Source organism: Pseudomonas sp. NPDC089407, from assembly GCF_044900445.1.
Classification (GTDB): domain Bacteria; phylum Pseudomonadota; class Gammaproteobacteria; order Pseudomonadales; family Pseudomonadaceae; genus Aquipseudomonas.
The window spans coordinates 14,187-29,144 of sequence record NZ_JBJDNB010000020.1; the positions used below are offsets into that span (position 1 = coordinate 14,187).

Sequence of the window (14,958 nt, forward strand, 5' to 3'; positions counted from 1 at the left end):
AAAAGGTGACTAAGCGCCACCTGCGCTAATGAATACCTGCTCGATGTAAATGCCCACGCCTCAAAATATTAAAAGCTCATGCGCCGGTTTTGATATGGCGAAAACTCCAGCAGCGATGGCGACGCTTACTCACCTTTTCGCCCTTACGGCGAGTCACTTTTTGTCAGACGCGACAAAAAGTAACCAAAAAACGCTGCGCTCCCATCATCCGGCCCCTACGCTGCGCTCCGGGGTTCCCTCACTCCGGCCTTGCTCCCGGGAGTACGCGCTGCAGGCCCCATCCCTGGGGCCTCAGCGCTTGACGGGCATCCATGCCCGTCACCTCCCTCCGCAAGGCCTGCGTTCGGCCTCCTGAAGTCGCGAAGATCAAGATCAAGATCAAAAGCCAGATCACAAGCCAGATCAAAAGCCAGATCACAAGCCAGATCACAAGCCAGATCAAAAGCAGGGCAGGGGCGCGATCAGCTGGCGGTTACCAGCCAAACAACTCACAAGCATTGCGGGTACTGGCCTGCGCCAGTTCGCCAACCTCCACGCCCATCACCTGCGCCAGCGCTGCGGCAATCTCCGGCAGATGCTCCGGGCTGTTTCTTACCCCCGGGTACATCACTGGCGCCATGTCCGGCGAATCAGTCTCCAGCACCACACTGTCCAGCGGCAACCGCGCCAGGGTCTTGCGCAGCCGCAGCGCCTGCGGCCAGGTTGCCGCACCACCCAGGCCAAGCCGGAAGCCCAGCTTGATGTACTCGCGGGCTTCTTCATAACTGCCGGCAAACGCATGAATCACCCCCGCCCGCGCCGGCTTGTAGCGCTTGAGCGTGGCGATGACCTGGGCATGGCTGCGGCGTACGTGCAGCAGCGCCGGCAGCTCGAAGTCGCAGGCCATCTGCAGTTGTGCTTCGAACAGGTCTTGCTGGCGCGCCTTGTCCAGGTCTTCGAGGTAATAGTCCAGGCCGAACTCGCCCACGGCACACAGCCGCGGGTGATCGCGCAGGCGTTCGAGCCACCCGCGCAACTGCGTCAGGTGTTCCGGGCGATGCTGGTCGAGGTACACCGGGTGCAGGCCCAGCGCGGCGAACAGGCACTGCTCGGCACAGGCCAGGTCCCATACCCGCTGGAAATTGGCCTGGAACACCCCCAGCACCACCATGCGCTCCACCCCGAGTGCCGCCGCGTTAGCCAGCAGGCGTGGGCGGTCGGCGGCGAAGTCGGGGAAGTCCAGGTGGGTGTGGGTGTCGATCAGGCGCATGTTCAGGCCACTGGAATGCGTTTCTTGAAGGTTCGACCGACTGCATGCACGCCAGGTTCGTAGCGTTTTTCCTCGATGGCGGCCAGTGCCAGTTCCAGCGCGATGGCGGCAATCTGGCCATGTTGTTGGGCCATGGCATTGACCGGCAGTGGCAGGAAGTCGAGCAACTGGTTATCGCCAAAGGTACCCAACTGCAGCTGGCGCGAGTTGGCAGGGCGCGCCTGCAGGGTATCGAACACCCCTTGCAGCAGTACATACGAAGTGGTCACCAGGGCATCTGGCAGGCCACCGAGGTCGTCGATCAGTTGCTGCATCAGGCGCTGGCCGCACTCGCGGCTGAAGGCTTCGCCCTGGTAGCGGCGTACTTCGCCAGCATAGCCTTGCAGGGCTTCGTCGAAACCACCGGCACGCGCCTGGCTGACCGACAGCTCCGGGCGGGCGCCGATCAGGGCGATGCTGCGTGGGGCGGCGCTGAGCAGGCTGGCGGCCAGTTGGCGGCTGGCATCCCGGTCGTCGCTGATCACCGAGCAGAAGTGGGCAGGGTCAAGGCGGCGGTCGATGGCGATCACCGGCAGGCCTTTGTCCTGCAACTCGCGGTAGCTTTCGTCTTCTGGGGGCAGGCAGCTGGCAACGAACAGTGCATCGCAGCGACGCGCGCGGAACAGTTGCTGCAACTGGCGTTCGCTGTCGGGCTGGTCGTCGCTGCTGGCGATCAGCAACTGGTAGCCGCGGGCGCGGGCGCCTTGCTCCAGCTGCTTGGCAATGCGGGCGTAGCTGGGGTTCTCCAGATCCGGGAGAATGAAGCCCAGGGTGCGGGTATGCCGGCTGCGCAGGCCTGCTGCTTGCGGGTTGGGGGTGAAGCCGTGTGCTTCGACCACCGCGCGTACCCGCTCGACAGTGCTGCTGCTGATGCGTTGCTGTTCAGCCTTGCCATTGATGACATAGCTGGCAGTGGTCACGGACACACCGGCCAGACGGGCGATATCGCTGAGTTTCACCGAATTTTCCTTGTTATTACCGGGGCTGGCTGTAAGGCCGGACCGGGTAGTTTGACCCGGTACAGCCAGTACGCGCAGACGACCATTGTCGCAATTGTCCGACAGGATGGGGCTTTTTCCCCGGAAGATTATCGAGTAACGTGGCCACTTGGTCAGATTAAACGTTTCAGCCGCCGAATTTTCTGCCTCGGCTGCCTTCCGTGCACGGCTGAATGACTGGCCCTTCCTGTGAATTCCACAACAATACTCCAGATCCGACCGGGAACTGCAAAAGGAGAAGGTCATGCTCGAGCTCGCCAAGGAGCAGATAGCCATGGGCCAGGTGGCCGTCGACAAAGCCGAGGCACTGCGCCTGCTGGCCGAGCGACTGGTCGCCGATGGCCTGGTCGCCGACGGTTACTTGCAAGGGCTGCAGGCCCGCGAGGCGCAAGGCTCAACGTTCCTTGGCCAGGGCATTGCCATCCCCCATGGCACGCCGCAAACCCGTGACCTGGTGTATGCCACCGGCGTGCGTCTACTGCAATTCCCTGAGGGGGTGGACTGGGGCGATGGGCAGAGGGTCTACCTGGCCATCGGCATCGCCGCCCGTTCCGACGAACACCTGCGCCTGCTGCAACTGCTGACCCGCGCCCTGGGCGAGACCGACCTGGCTGAAGCGCTGCGCCGTGCCAGCTCTGCCGAAGCGTTGCTGAAGCTGTTGCAAGGCGCACCCCAGGCGCTGGCGCTGGACGCGCAACTGGTCGGCCTGAACCTGCCGGCTGAAGATTTCGACGAACTGGCCTGGCGCGGTGCGCGCCTGTTGCAGCGCGCCGACTGTGTCGACAGCGGTTTTGCTGCCGTGCTGCAGCAGGCCGAGCCGCTGCCGCTGGGCGAGGGCCTGTGGTGGCTGCACAGCGAGCGCCAGGTACGCCAGCCGGGCCTGGCTTTCATTACCCCGCAACAGCCGTTGCGTTACCGCGACCAGCCGCTCAACGGTTTGTTCTGCCTGGCCAGCTTGGGGGCCGCCCATCAAGCCTTGCTCGAACGCCTGTGCGAAGTACTGATCGAAGGCCGGGGGCAGATGCTCTACCAGGCCACCAGCAGCCGAGCGGTGCTGGAAGTGCTGGGCGGCGAGGCACCGGCAGACTGGCCCAGCGCGCGGGTGGTGTTGGCCAACCCGCATGGCCTGCATGCCCGCCCGGCCAAGGTGCTGGCGCAGTTGGCCAAAGGTTTTGAAGGGGAAATCCGTGTGCGCCTGCTCGACAGCGCGCAGCCGGCGGTTTCGGTGAAGAGCCTGAGCAAGCTGCTCAGCCTCGGCGCCCGGCGTGGCCAGGTGCTGGAGTTGCTGGCCGAGCCAAGCGTTGCCACCGATGCCTTGCCGGTACTGCTGGCCGCCATCGAACAAGGCTTGGGCGAGGAGGTGGAGCCGCTGGCGCAAAGCACCACCGCCGAAACCCGCGAAGCGCCCGACGTGTTACCGGCCCCGCAAGCCGGTAGCCGCATTCAGGGCGTGGGCGCCGCGCCCGGCATCGCCAGCGGGCCGGCGCACGTGTGTGTCGAGCGTGACTTCGACTACCCCCTGCGCGGCGAGTCCTGCGTACAAGAGCGGCACAAGCTGCGCGAAGCCCTGGCGATCGTGAACGGCGAACTGCAGGGGTTGATCCAGCGCAGCGACAAGGCCATCGGCGAGATTTTCGTCACGCATCAGGAAATGCTCGCCGACCCGGCCCTGAGCGACGATGTCGAGCAGCGCCTGGCCCAGGGCGAAAGTGCTGCGGCCGCGTGGATGGCCGTGATCGAAGCAGCGGCCCGTCAGCAGGAGTCGCTGCACGATGCCTTGCTTGCCGAGCGCGCCGCCGACCTGCGCGACATTGGCCGGCGCGTGCTGGCACAGCTGTGCGGTGTGCAGGCGCAGGTCGAACCCGAACAACCTTACGTGCTGGTAATGACCGAGGTCGGCCCGTCCGATGTCGCCCGGCTGAACCCGCAGCGGGTCGCCGGTATCGTCACCGCCCAGGGCGGCGCGACGGCGCACAGTGCCATTGTGGCCCGCGCGCTGGGTATCCCGGCCGTGGTCGGTGCAGGTGCCGCGATATTGCTGCTGGAAAGCGGCACGCCGCTGCTGCTCGATGGCCAGCGCGGTGTGGTCAGCGTGGCGCCACCAGCAGATGAGCTGCAACGGGCGCTGGCCGAGCGCGACCTGCGCGAGCAACGCTTGCAGGCAGCCTGGGCCAATCGCTTCGAGCCCGCCGTCACCCGTGATGGCCACCCCGTCGAGGTGTTCGCCAACATCGGTGAGAGCAGCGGCATCGCCAAGGTGGTAGAGCAGGGCGCCGAAGGCGTAGGCCTGCTGCGCACCGAACTGATTTTCATGGCCCACCCGCAAGCCCCGGACGTCGCCACCCAGGAGGCCGAGTACCGCCGCGTGCTCGACGGCCTCGACGGGCGCCCGCTGGTGGTACGTACCCTGGATGTCGGTGGCGACAAGCCGTTGCCGTATTGGCCAATCGCCGCTGAAGAAAACCCCTTCCTGGGCGTGCGCGGCATACGCCTGACCCTGCAACGCCCACAGCTGATGGAAGACCAGCTGCGCGCCTTGCTGCGGGCTGCCGACGGGCGCCCGCTGCGCATCATGTTCCCGATGGTTGGCCAGGTTCACGAGTGGCGCGAGGCGCGGGCGATGGTCGAACGCTTGCGGGTCGAGATCCCGGTAGCCGACCTGCAAATCGGCATCATGGTCGAAGTCCCCTCGGCGGCCCTGCTGGCGCCGCAACTGGCGCGCGAAGTGGACTTTTTCAGCATCGGCACCAACGACCTGACCCAATACACCTTGGCCATCGACCGTGGTCACCCCAGCCTCTCGGCCCAGGCCGACGGCCTGCACCCGGCAGTGCTCAGCCTGATCGACATGACCGTGCGCGCCGCCCATGCCCAAGGCAAATGGGTTGGCGTGTGCGGTGAGCTGGCCGCCGACCCGCAGGCGGTGGCCGTATTGCTGGGCCTGGACGTCGACGAACTCAGCGTCGCCGCGCGCAGCATTGCCGAAGTCAAGGCCCTGGTCCGCCAGGCCGATCACCAGAAGGCCCGCGCCCTGGCGCGCGAGGCCCTGCAACAGGACAGCGCCGCGGCGGTTCGCGCGCTGGTGGAGCGTTACTGAATGGCCAAGATCCTCACCCTTACCCTGAACCCGGCGCTGGATATCACCATCGGCCTGGACACCTTGCGCCCCGGGCAGGTCAACCGCAGCCAGGCGCAGCACAGCCACGCCGCCGGCAAGGGGCTGAACGTTGCCCAGGTACTGGCCGACCTGGGTCACAGCGTGACCGTTGGCGGGTTCCTTGGCGGCGACAACCTGCAGCCGTTCGAGGCGCTGATTGAATGGCGTGGCTTTGCCGATTGCTTTGTCCGCGTGCCAGGCGAAACCCGCAGCAACATCAAGCTGGTCGAGGCCGATGGCCGCGTCACCGACATCAACGGCCAAGGCCCGGAAGTTGACGAGGCAGCCCGCAGTGGCTTGCTGCGCAGGCTGCAGCAGATAGCCCCGGGCCACGATGCCGTGGTGGTGGCTGGCAGCCTGCCACGCGGGGTCAGTGCCGACTGGTTCCGCCAGCTGCTCGAACAACTCAAGGCCCAAGGCCTCAAGGTGGCCCTGGACAGCAGTGGCGAAGCCCTGCGTGCCGGCCTGAAGAGCGCGCCCTGGCTGGTCAAGCCCAATACCGAAGAACTGGGCGAGGTGCTTGGCCTGGCTGTGGATAACCCGGCGCAACAGCGTGCCGCTGCCGAGCGCCTGCTGGCCAGTGGCATCGAGCACGTGGTGGTGTCGGCGGGCGAGCAGGGGGTCAGTTGGTTCACCCGCGATCTGGCCGTGCAGGCCAGGCCGCCCAAGGTACGGGTCGCCAGCACGGTCGGGGCGGGGGATTCGCTGGTGGCCGGCATGGTCCATGGCCTGCTGCTGGGCGAAGCGCCCACGCAAACCCTGACCCGCGCCACCGCCATCGCTGCCCAGGCCGTTACCCAGGTCGGCTTCGGCATCCACGACCGCGAGCAACTGGCGCGTCTGGAAGCGGCTGTGCAACTGACAGAACAACAAGAGGGTTGCCGATGAACATTGCCATTGTCACCGCCTGCCCCAATGGGCAGGTGTCGAGTGTCCTGAGTGCCCGCTTGCTGTCTGCCGCTGCCCAGCGGCGTGGCTGGAGTACCAGCGTCGAGGTGCAGGATGCCGAACACCCCGAGCGGCAACTGAGCGCTGCGCAGATCGCCGAGGCCGACTGGGTGCTGGTGGTCAGCACTGGCCCGGTTGACCTGGCCCGCTTTATCGGCAAGCGCCTGTATCAGAGCACGCCGTCACAGGCCCTGGCGGACCGCGAGGGTTTTCTTGATGAAGCCGCGGCCAACGCCCGCTTGCTGGCCGATGTGCCGAACAGCCCTGCGGTAGCTGACCGCTCAGCCGCGCGCATTGTTGCAGTCACCGCCTGCCCGACCGGCGTCGCCCACACCTTCATGGCGGCAGAAGCCTTGCAGCAGGCCGCCCAGCAGTTGGGCTACCAGCTCACCGTCGAGACCCAAGGCTCGGTCGGTGCGCGCAACCCCTTGGCCGCCGAAGCCATCGCAGACGCGGACGTGGTGCTGCTGGCCGCCGATATCGAAGTACCCACTGCGCGTTTTGCCGGCAAGCGCATCTACCGTTGCGGTACCGGCATCGCCCTCAAGCAGGCGCGGGCCACGCTGGACAAGGCCCTGGCCGAAGGCAAGGTGGAAAGCAGCGCCGACGCCGCTGCGGCAACCACGTCGGCCAAGGGCGAGAAGGCCGGGGTGTACAAGCACCTGCTTACCGGCGTGTCGTTCATGCTACCGATGGTGGTGGCTGGCGGCTTGCTGATTGCCCTGTCGTTCGTGTTCGGCATTGAAGCCTACAAAGAGCCCGGCACCTTGCCGGCGGCGCTGATGCAGATTGGTGGTGAGGCGGCGTTCAAACTGATGGTACCGCTGCTGGCGGGCTATATCGCCTGGTCGATCGCCGACCGCCCGGGGCTGGCCCCCGGCATGATCGGCGGCCTGCTGGCCAGCACCCTGGGTGCCGGCTTCATCGGTGGCATCATTGCCGGCTTTCTCGCCGGCTACAGCGCCAAGGCTATTGCCCGCTGGGCGCGTTTGCCCAGCAGCCTGGAGGCGCTGAAGCCGATCCTGATCATTCCGCTATTGGCCAGCCTGTTCACCGGCCTGGTGATGATCTACGTGGTCGGCCAGCCGGTGGCGGCGATGCTCGAAGGCCTGACCCACTTCCTCGACAGCATGGGCACCACCAATGCCATTCTGCTGGGGCTGCTGCTGGGTGGCATGATGTGCGTCGACTTGGGCGGGCCGATCAACAAGGCTGCCTATGCGTTCTCGGTGGGCCTGTTGGCGTCGTCGAGCTACGCACCGATGGCGGCGACCATGGCGGCCGGCATGGTGCCGCCGATCGGTTTGGGCATCGCCACGTTCATGGCGCGGCGCAAGTTCGCCCAAAGCGAGCGTGAGGCAGGCAAGGCGGCCTTGGCCCTGGGCTTGTGCTTCATCTCCGAAGGGGCGATCCCGTTTGCCGCCAAGGACCCGCTGCGGGTTATTCCGGCCAGTGTCGCCGGTGGTGCGTTGACCGGGGCGTTGTCGATGTACTTCGGCTGCAAGCTGATGGCGCCACATGGCGGGCTGTTCGTGCTGCTGATCCCCAATGCGATCAACCATGCGCTGCTGTACTTGCTGGCGATCGTGGCGGGCAGTTTGCTGACAGCGGTGGTGTATGCGGTGATCAAGAAGAGTGAGCGGGTGGAGTTGGCGGTGGCGCCAATCAAAAGTGCCTGAGTGCACACCGTCGTGCAGGAGCGGCCTTGTGTCGCGATAGGGCCGCCAAGCGGCCCCGGCAATTTATGCGGCGGAGCTGAAAACTTGGGGCTGCTTTGCAGCCCTATCGCGACACAAGGCCGCTCCTACAAGGATTTGTGCCAGTCGGGCAGTTTGTATCAACGCCCATGCTTCTGCCGCAACGGCACCAGCAGGTCACCCAGGCCGTTGTGGTCGATCTCGTGCATCAACGCCAGCAACCCACCCAACTCCCCGGCAGGGAAACCCTTGCGCGCAAACCAGGCCAGGTAATCCCCCGGCAGGTCGGCAATGATCCGCCCCTGGTATTTGCCGAACGGCATGCTGCGGGTCACCAGCAGTTCGAGCGTTTCCGGCTTCATCTTCGGCGCACCCTGGCAGTGGAAAAGCGCCGACCATACTGCAATCTGCACGAAGGCCCAAGCGGCAATCATGCAGAAAGCCGCAATCAGGCTTCGCTTGTTAGTTGGTAACTAATTGATTTGAAAGAAATTTTATAAAAAAACAAGATTGGCACGATCACTGCTCTCATTACAGATGACTATCACCTGCCAAGGAGTTTGTACCATGAGCAATCCCAACAAAGACGTGATCGATGTGCTCAACGACCTGATCGAGTACAGCAAGGATGGCGAGAAAGGCTTCAAGGCCTCGGCCGATGATGTGAAGAACCCGGAACTGAAGGCGTTCTTCGTCCAGCGCGCTGGCGAATGCGCCAACGCTGCCGGTGAACTGCAGAGCGAAGTGCGCCGCCTGGGTGGCGACCCGGAAACCTCCACCAGCATCAGCGGCGACCTGCACCGCGGCTGGGTCAACCTCAAGTCGATGGTCACCGGCAAAGATGAAGAAGCGGTGCTCAACGAAGTGGAACGCGGTGAGGACCACGCCCTCAAGGCCTACAAGGAAGCCCGCGAAAAACTGGTGAAACTGGGCCGCACCGCCAGTGACACCAGCTACAGCCTGGTGGAAAAACAGCTGCAAGGCGTGCAGCGTAACCACGATCAGGTCAAGGCGCTGCGCAACGCCGCTCGCGCCCGCTCCTAAGTGTCCGGCCCCTCTACCCGGTTACGGCCCATGGCCTTGGCCCGGTAGAGCGCTTCGTCCGCGGCACCCAGCACACTGCTCAGGTCGTGCTGGGCGCCGGACTGGCCGATGCCGATGCTCACCGTGACCGCGTGGGCATCATCGGCGAACGGCGCCTGGGCCTCGACACAGGCCCGAATGCGTTCAGCCAGCAGCTGTGCGCCGGCCAGGTCGGTCTCCGGCAGCACCACCTGAAACTCCTCCCCACCATAGCGCGCAGCCAGATCGGCCGGGCGGCGGATGCACGCCTCGATGACCTTGGCCACTTCGCGCAGCGCATGGTCGCCGCCGGCATGGCCATGGCGCTGGTTGAACGCCTTGAAATGGTCGATATCCACCATAAGCACTGCCAGCGGTTTGCGGTTACGTTGGGCACGCGCCCATTCCTGACGCAGCACCTGGTCAAGGCGGCGACGGTTGGCCAGACCGGTCAGGCTGTCGGTGGCGGCCAGCGTTTCCAGGCCTTGCTCAGCCTCCCGGCGGCGGCGCAGTTCGCGGCCCAGCAGCAGGGTCAGCCAGAGAATGCCCATGCACAGTACGCCGGTAGCGACACTGACCAGAATGGCGGTACGGCGCCACGACTGGAACACCTCGTCGGCCGAGTGCACCACCAGCACGATCAACGGCAGCTGCGCGACCCGGGCGAAGGTGTACATGCGCGCCTTGCCACTGCTGGCGGAGTGGGCAGTGAAATTGCCGCTTTGTTCACTGAGGATGCGCTTGAAGTTGGGCCGTTCGGCGTAGTTGCTGCCGATCAACGGATCGTTTGCGCGAGACGGCTGACGGGCGAGCAACTGACCGTCGGTGTTGAACAGGTTGATGCTGCTGTCGTCGCCAATGTCCAGGCGCTGGAACAGGCCGCTGAAATACGACAGGCGCAGGGCGCCGGCTGCCAACCCGGCGAACTCGCCATGGGGGCCGGAAATGCGCCGGCTGAAACTGATACACCAGTCCAGGCCACCGAGCCTGGCCTTGAACGGCGGGCCTACCAACAGGCCAAGGTTGGGATTTTCCCTGTGCGCCTTGAACACCCCGGTATCGCCGAAGTTGGCCTTGCGCGGCACGCTGCTGGTGGAGTCGCCAACCACGTTGCCTTGCGAGTCCAGCCACAGCACGTCACCGCGTTTGCGGTCGACAAAGGCTTCGTTGAACAGCAGGCGCTGGCGCAGCGGGCCGGGGATTTGCGGCAGTTCCTTGCGCCCGACCGCCCAGATCAACCCTTGCAGTGACTGGTCGTAGAGTTCGACATTGCGCAGGGTGTCACTTTCGATCAACTGCACGATGTTGTTCGAAGCGCGCACGGCCGACTGCTCGACGCTATCGCGTTCACGGGCCAGCAGGTAGCTGACGATGGCCACGATGGCGAGCACGGCAAGGCAGCTGCCCAGGTTGAGGATCAGCTCGGGGTGCGACCTGTAGAGTGCTGAACGCGGGGATTGGGTGGGCATGCTCGCTACTGCAAGGGCAGGGCCATTCGCGGCGGCGACATTCTAGGGAAGCAGGGATTGTCGAACAAGATTTGTCCGACGGAATCACGGCTATCTCGGCTGTGCATTGCTCGTGTAGGAGCGGCCTTGCGTCGCGATGGGCCGTAAGCGGCCCCGGCGATAGTGGCTGCGGAGCTGAAAATCTGGGGGCGCTTCGCACCCCTTTCGCGACACAAGGCCGCTCCTACAATGAGGATCAGAACACGTTTAGTGGGTAATCGACGATTACCCGCACTTCATCGTTGTCGCTGTTGCTGTCGATCGAGGCATAACCCTGGCTGCCACGGTGGGTGGCATAGCGCACCAGTACCGAGAGGTCCTTCAGGTCACCTTCCTGGAACACGTACTTCACGTCCAGGTCACGTTCCCAGTGCATGGCGTTCTTGCCGTCGGCACGGTAGTAGTCGTAGTGGTCGGTGTTCTGCGTGGCCTTGGTCAGGTCCGCTTCACCGCGCGAATACGAAAGCGAACTGGTCAGGCCAGGCACGCCGAGGCCGGCAAAGTCATAGTCGTACTGCAGCTTCCACGAACGCTCGTTGGGGGCGTTGAAGTCCGAGTACATGCGTGAGTTGTCCAGGTACACGCTGTCGCCCAGGTTGATGTAGTCGAACGGCGTGTTGCCGTTGACCCGCTGGTAGGCGGCAGTGACGCTGTGGTACCCGGCGTTGACGGTGAAGTGCACGCTGTAGGTGTTGTTGTCGATCTTGCCCAGCAGGGCCTGGCCGGTGTCCTGGGTGTGGTAGAAGTGCACACCCGGGTTCAGGCTGACCAGGTCGTTGACCACGTAGGTGTAGTCGAAGTCAGCGTAGTATTGGTTCCAGATGTCCTTCAGCTCGGCCGCGTACAGGTTGGCGGTGATGTTCGGGGTACCGCTCCACGAGGCGCCGGCCCAGTTCAGGTGCTTGCTTTTGTCGTGTTCGCCCAGCGCGCCGTAGTAGGTGTCGATACGGCGGTGGCCGCTCTGGTTGTACGGGTGGGTGAAGCTCACCTGGCCGCCTTCGAGCAGCAGGCCGTCAACGCTGGTGTTGGTCAGGCTCACACCACGGAAGGTCTGCGGCAGCATGCGGGTTTCGCCGCCGGCGATCACCGGGTTGGTGAGGAACAGGTCACCGGCTTTCAGCTCGGTGTCGAAGGCTTTGAGCTTGACCGCGGCACCGGCAGTGGAGAACGCGTGTGGGGCAGCGCCCAGCTCGCCGTCGTCCTTGATGTGCTCGGGCAGGATGCTGGTGCCGGCATGGCCGCCACCGCCGTCGAGCTTCAGGCCCAGCATGGCATGGGCGTCCAGGCCAAAGCCGACCACGCCCGGGGTGTAGCCCGACTCGAAGCGCGCAACCGCGCCCTGGCCCCACTCGCGGGTGTCGCGCACGCCGGCGTTGTGGTTGTCGCGGTTGAAATAGGCATTACGCAAATGCAGGTTGAAGGACGAACCTTCGATGAAGCCATCAGCCTTGTCTTCATCTGCCTGGGCGGCGAAAGGGATCGTTGCAGTCAACGCAATGAAAAGCGGGGTAAAACGAAACGCGGAAGGCACCGGTACTAGCTCCTTTGGTCTGACGGTGGGGCAGTTTTTATTTTTGAATGTGCGTCTTTCTTATAGGTGAACGTTACAGCCGGGCTGATAGTTACAGCACATAAAAAAAGCCGCTGATTGGCAGCGGCTTTAAAAGGCTAACATATCGGCACCGGTGGTGCCCATGGCGTAGCCAAGGGAAAACGGGAGCAGTAACAGGGCTGTATCAGCTGTCGGCGTTGGCATCGACAGAGACCTTGGAAGCGGTCTGGTTTGCGTCTTTGGCAGCGTCGGCCTTCTGTGCGGCAACGGTTTCGCGGGCGTCTTGATGGACCGCGGCGAACGCTGCATTGCGGGCGACGAAAGCCGGGGATTCTTCGGCCATGGCCAGGGGCGACAACAACAGGGACGACAGGACGAAAACTCTGGCAATACCCATACTGTTGGACATTTGAAACTACCTTCTTGCTGTGCAAGTGCTAATGAGGACAGGGCTAAAGTTAGTCCTTTCAATGCACTGGAAACAGCGCGAAGTGCGATAAGCACTGTTGCGCAAAAGGTAACGATCCCCGAGAAAGCAATAGGACATTCGCCGCAAAGCCCCGCGCTAGACGCGGTCCCCTGTAGGAGCGGCCTTGTGTCGCGATGGGGCGCGCAGCGGCCCCAAATTCTGTGCAATAGCATCAATAGCCGGGGCTGCTGCGCAGCCCATCGCGACACAAGGCCGCTCCTACAGGGACCGCGTAGCCCTCAGGATCGGCAACTGGATACCGAAGGTATTGAACCCAGCCCCACTGCGCGCAAACACCTCCCCCCCATGCATCAGCGCAATCGCCTTGACGATCGCCAACCCCAACCCATGGTTACCCCCGCCGCTGTTGCTGCGCGCCGCATCCACCCGGTAGAAGCGTTCGAACAGCAACGGTAGGTGCTCATCATCAATCGCCGGCCCCGGGTTGCTCACGGCAATACTGACCTGCTCCACCTCGGCATCGATCTGCACCCGGATCACCTGGTGCGGTGCGGTGTGCTGCACGGCGTTGTTCAGCAGGTTGATCAGCGCCCGGCGTAGCTGGGCCTTTTCGATCGGGGCCTGGGCATCGCCGCTGACGCTGACGCTGACCTGGGCGTCTTCGAGGATGTAGTCCAGGTAGTCAAGGGTAGTTGCCACTTCTTCGGCCAGCGAAGCCTGGGTCAGGGCGGTGGCCTTGCTGCCTTGGTCGGCATTGGCCAGGAACAGCATGTCGTTGATGATGCTGCGCAGCCGCTCCAACTCTTCCAGGTTCGATTGCAGCACTTCGAAGTAGTGCTCGGCGCTGCGCCCGCGGGTCAGCGCCACCTGGGTCTGGCCAATCAGGTTGGTCAGCGGCGAGCGCAGTTCGTGGGCGACGTCGGCGTTGAACGCCTCCAGCCGCGAATAGGCCTGGCTGACCCGGTCGAGCGCGGCGTTGAAGGCGCCGGCGAATTGCGCCAGTTCCGGGGCCAGCGCCTGGGTTTGCAGGCGACCGTCCAGGCGTGGCGGTGCCAGCGCCTGAGCCTCGTTGGACAACGCCAGCAGCGGGCGCAGGCCGATGCGCGCCACCCAGTACCCCAGCAGCGAGGCCAGCAGCACACCGAGTACCGCCAGCCCGACAATCGCTACCAGCAGGCTGTGTTGGGCTTGCCAGAAGGTTTCGGTGTCGATGCCGATCAGAAAGCGCAGTGGCGGGCGCTCACCCAGCGCCGGCAGTTCACTGACCAGTACCTTGTACGGGTAGGGCCGGTCGGGCAGGCGCAGGTCGCGCATGCCCTGCGGGCCTTCGGCGAAGGCGCGGACCAACTCGCTGGGGTGGCCAAATTCGTAGGCCGGGTTGCTGCTGACCACCCAGAAGCGGATGCGTTTGTCTTCTTCGCTGAGCAGGTTGAGCTTGTTGTTGATCTTGGCCCAGTGCTCGGGCGTGCCGAAGCGGTTGAGGGTGGATTCGAGCACGCTGAAGCGCGCATCCAGCTCGGCTTGCGGCAGCAGGTCGAGGCTGCGGTCGACCTGGCGGTACAGTGCCGAGCCGATCAGCAGGAAAACGCCCAGCGCGACCAGGATGAACAGCGCCGACAAACGCAGTGCAATGGAGTTACCCCGCACGGTTTTCCAGGACATAGCCCATGCCTCGGATGGTGTGCAGCAGTTTGTTGTCGAACGGCCCGTCGAGCTTGGCGCGCAGGCGCTTGATCGCCACTTCGACGACATTGGCGTCACTGTCGAAATTGATGTCCCAGACCAGCTCGGCAATCGCCGTCTTCGACAGGATCTCGCCTTGCCGACGTGCCAGCACGCTAAGCAGCGAGAATTCCTTGGCGGTCAGCTCCAGGCGCTGGCCGGCACGCGTGGCCTTGCGCGCCATCAGGTCGATCCACAGGTCGGCCATCTGCACCTGCAGGGGTTCATGGCTGCTGCTGCGGCGGGTCAGGGCTTGCAGGCGGGCGACCAGCTCAAGGAACGAGAACGGCTTGCCCAGGTAGTCGTCGGCGCCTTCGCGCAGGCCGTGGATGCGGTCTTCGACCCGTTCGCGGGCGGTCAGCATGATCACCGGGGTCTGCTTGCGCGCGCGCAGCGCACGCAGCACGCCGTAGCCGTCCAGGCCGGGCAGCATCACGTCCAGCACGATTACCGCGTAGTCGCCCTCCAGGGCCAGGTGCAGGCCGTCGATGCCGTCGCGCGCCAGGTCGACGGTAAAGCCCTGCTCGGTAAGGCCGCGATGCAGGTAATCGGCGGTTTTTTCTTCGTCTTCGATGATCAGCACACGCATGGTCTTG

12 protein-coding genes are annotated in these 14,958 nt (G+C 64.3%); 4 read left to right on the forward strand and 8 right to left on the reverse strand.

Annotation, left to right across the window (positions count from 1 at the left end; genetic code table 11):
- Positions 1 to 472 precede the first annotated feature (472 nt).
- Together ACI2KG_RS16550 and cra are read right to left on the reverse strand one after the other, a co-directional pair.
- Positions 473 to 1,249, reverse strand: coding sequence for a TatD family hydrolase (locus ACI2KG_RS16550; RefSeq protein ID WP_404662587.1), 777 nt, complete (start codon positions 1,247 to 1,249; stop codon positions 473 to 475).
- 2 nt (positions 1,250 to 1,251) lie between these two features.
- Positions 1,252 to 2,247 carry a catabolite repressor/activator gene (gene cra / locus ACI2KG_RS16555; protein WP_404662588.1) on the reverse strand — a complete coding sequence of 332 codons (996 nt, stop codon included), beginning with the start codon at positions 2,245 to 2,247 and terminating at the stop codon, positions 1,252 to 1,254.
- Positions 2,248 to 2,530: 283 nt separating this feature from the next.
- Here cra and ptsP point away from each other — a divergent pair, with 283 nt between their 5' ends.
- The 3 genes from ptsP to ACI2KG_RS16570 are packed head-to-tail and all read left to right on the forward strand — an operon-like array spanning position 2,531 to position 8,070.
- Positions 2,531 to 5,383, forward strand: coding sequence for a phosphoenolpyruvate--protein phosphotransferase (gene ptsP / locus ACI2KG_RS16560; RefSeq protein WP_404662589.1), 2,853 nt, complete (start codon positions 2,531 to 2,533; stop codon positions 5,381 to 5,383).
- On the forward strand, positions 5,384 to 6,331 hold the full coding sequence (gene pfkB, locus ACI2KG_RS16565) for a 1-phosphofructokinase (protein WP_404662590.1): 948 nt from the start codon (positions 5,384 to 5,386) through the stop codon (positions 6,329 to 6,331).
- Entirely contained in the window at positions 6,328 to 8,070 is a 1,743-nt protein-coding gene (locus ACI2KG_RS16570; protein WP_404662591.1) for a PTS fructose-like transporter subunit IIB, read from the forward strand. The genes pfkB and ACI2KG_RS16570 overlap by 4 nt, the downstream gene beginning before the upstream one ends.
- A gap of 158 nt (positions 8,071 to 8,228) precedes the next feature.
- Here the strand turns inward: ACI2KG_RS16570 and ACI2KG_RS16575 are convergent, their stop codons facing one another.
- Positions 8,229 to 8,450 (reverse strand): DUF3820 family protein, encoded by a 222-nt coding sequence (locus ACI2KG_RS16575; RefSeq protein ID WP_404662639.1) that lies wholly within the window; start codon positions 8,448 to 8,450, stop codon positions 8,229 to 8,231.
- A 205-nt stretch (positions 8,451 to 8,655) separates the two neighbouring features.
- Between ACI2KG_RS16575 and ACI2KG_RS16580 the strand changes: the two genes are divergently transcribed.
- On the forward strand, positions 8,656 to 9,132 hold the full coding sequence (locus ACI2KG_RS16580) for a PA2169 family four-helix-bundle protein (RefSeq protein ID WP_201198517.1): 477 nt from the start codon (positions 8,656 to 8,658) through the stop codon (positions 9,130 to 9,132).
- On the opposite strand, the gene ACI2KG_RS16585 is transcribed toward ACI2KG_RS16580, so the two are convergent.
- From ACI2KG_RS16585 to ACI2KG_RS16605, 5 genes are all read right to left on the reverse strand, one after another.
- Complete coding sequence (locus ACI2KG_RS16585) at positions 9,129 to 10,619, reverse strand: sensor domain-containing diguanylate cyclase (RefSeq protein WP_404662592.1); 1,491 nt, start codon at positions 10,617 to 10,619, stop codon at positions 9,129 to 9,131. The two genes, ACI2KG_RS16580 and ACI2KG_RS16585, sit on opposite strands and share 4 nt — an antisense overlap.
- Positions 10,620 to 10,854: 235 nt before the next feature.
- Positions 10,855 to 12,189, reverse strand: coding sequence for an OprD family porin (locus ACI2KG_RS16590; protein WP_404662593.1), 1,335 nt, complete (start codon positions 12,187 to 12,189; stop codon positions 10,855 to 10,857).
- Positions 12,190 to 12,394: 205 nt separating this feature from the next.
- Positions 12,395 to 12,619 (reverse strand): hypothetical protein, encoded by a 225-nt coding sequence (locus ACI2KG_RS16595; RefSeq protein WP_404662594.1) that lies wholly within the window; start codon positions 12,617 to 12,619, stop codon positions 12,395 to 12,397.
- A gap of 279 nt (positions 12,620 to 12,898) precedes the next feature.
- Positions 12,899 to 14,302 carry a heavy metal sensor histidine kinase gene (locus tag ACI2KG_RS16600; RefSeq protein ID WP_404662595.1) on the reverse strand — a complete coding sequence of 468 codons (1,404 nt, stop codon included), beginning with the start codon at positions 14,300 to 14,302 and terminating at the stop codon, positions 12,899 to 12,901.
- Entirely contained in the window at positions 14,277 to 14,951 is a 675-nt protein-coding gene (locus ACI2KG_RS16605) for a heavy metal response regulator transcription factor (protein ID WP_404662596.1), read from the reverse strand. The genes ACI2KG_RS16600 and ACI2KG_RS16605 overlap by 26 nt, the downstream gene beginning before the upstream one ends.
- Between the last annotated feature and the right edge of the window lie 7 nt (positions 14,952 to 14,958).

What these genes read in the sequence shown, in the direction of transcription:
- ACI2KG_RS16550 (WP_404662587.1), bottom strand. Translation starts at nt 1,249, where the DNA reads ATGCGCCTGATCGACACCCACACCCACCTGGACTTCCCCGACTTCGCC.
- ptsP (WP_404662589.1), top strand. Translation starts at nt 2,531, where the DNA reads ATGCTCGAGCTCGCCAAGGAGCAGATAGCCATGGGCCAGGTGGCCGTC.
- pfkB (WP_404662590.1), top strand. Translation starts at nt 5,384, where the DNA reads ATGGCCAAGATCCTCACCCTTACCCTGAACCCGGCGCTGGATATCACC.
- ACI2KG_RS16570 (WP_404662591.1), top strand. Translation starts at nt 6,328, where the DNA reads ATGAACATTGCCATTGTCACCGCCTGCCCCAATGGGCAGGTGTCGAGT.
- ACI2KG_RS16575 (WP_404662639.1), bottom strand. Translation starts at nt 8,450, where the DNA reads ATGAAGCCGGAAACGCTCGAACTGCTGGTGACCCGCAGCATGCCGTTC.
- ACI2KG_RS16580 (WP_201198517.1), top strand. Translation starts at nt 8,656, where the DNA reads ATGAGCAATCCCAACAAAGACGTGATCGATGTGCTCAACGACCTGATC.
- ACI2KG_RS16585 (WP_404662592.1), bottom strand. Translation starts at nt 10,619, where the DNA reads ATGCCCACCCAATCCCCGCGTTCAGCACTCTACAGGTCGCACCCCGAG.
- ACI2KG_RS16595 (WP_404662594.1), bottom strand. Translation starts at nt 12,619, where the DNA reads ATGTCCAACAGTATGGGTATTGCCAGAGTTTTCGTCCTGTCGTCCCTG.
- ACI2KG_RS16600 (WP_404662595.1), bottom strand. Translation starts at nt 14,302, where the DNA reads ATGTCCTGGAAAACCGTGCGGGGTAACTCCATTGCACTGCGTTTGTCG.
- ACI2KG_RS16605 (WP_404662596.1), bottom strand. Translation starts at nt 14,951, where the DNA reads ATGCGTGTGCTGATCATCGAAGACGAAGAAAAAACCGCCGATTACCTG.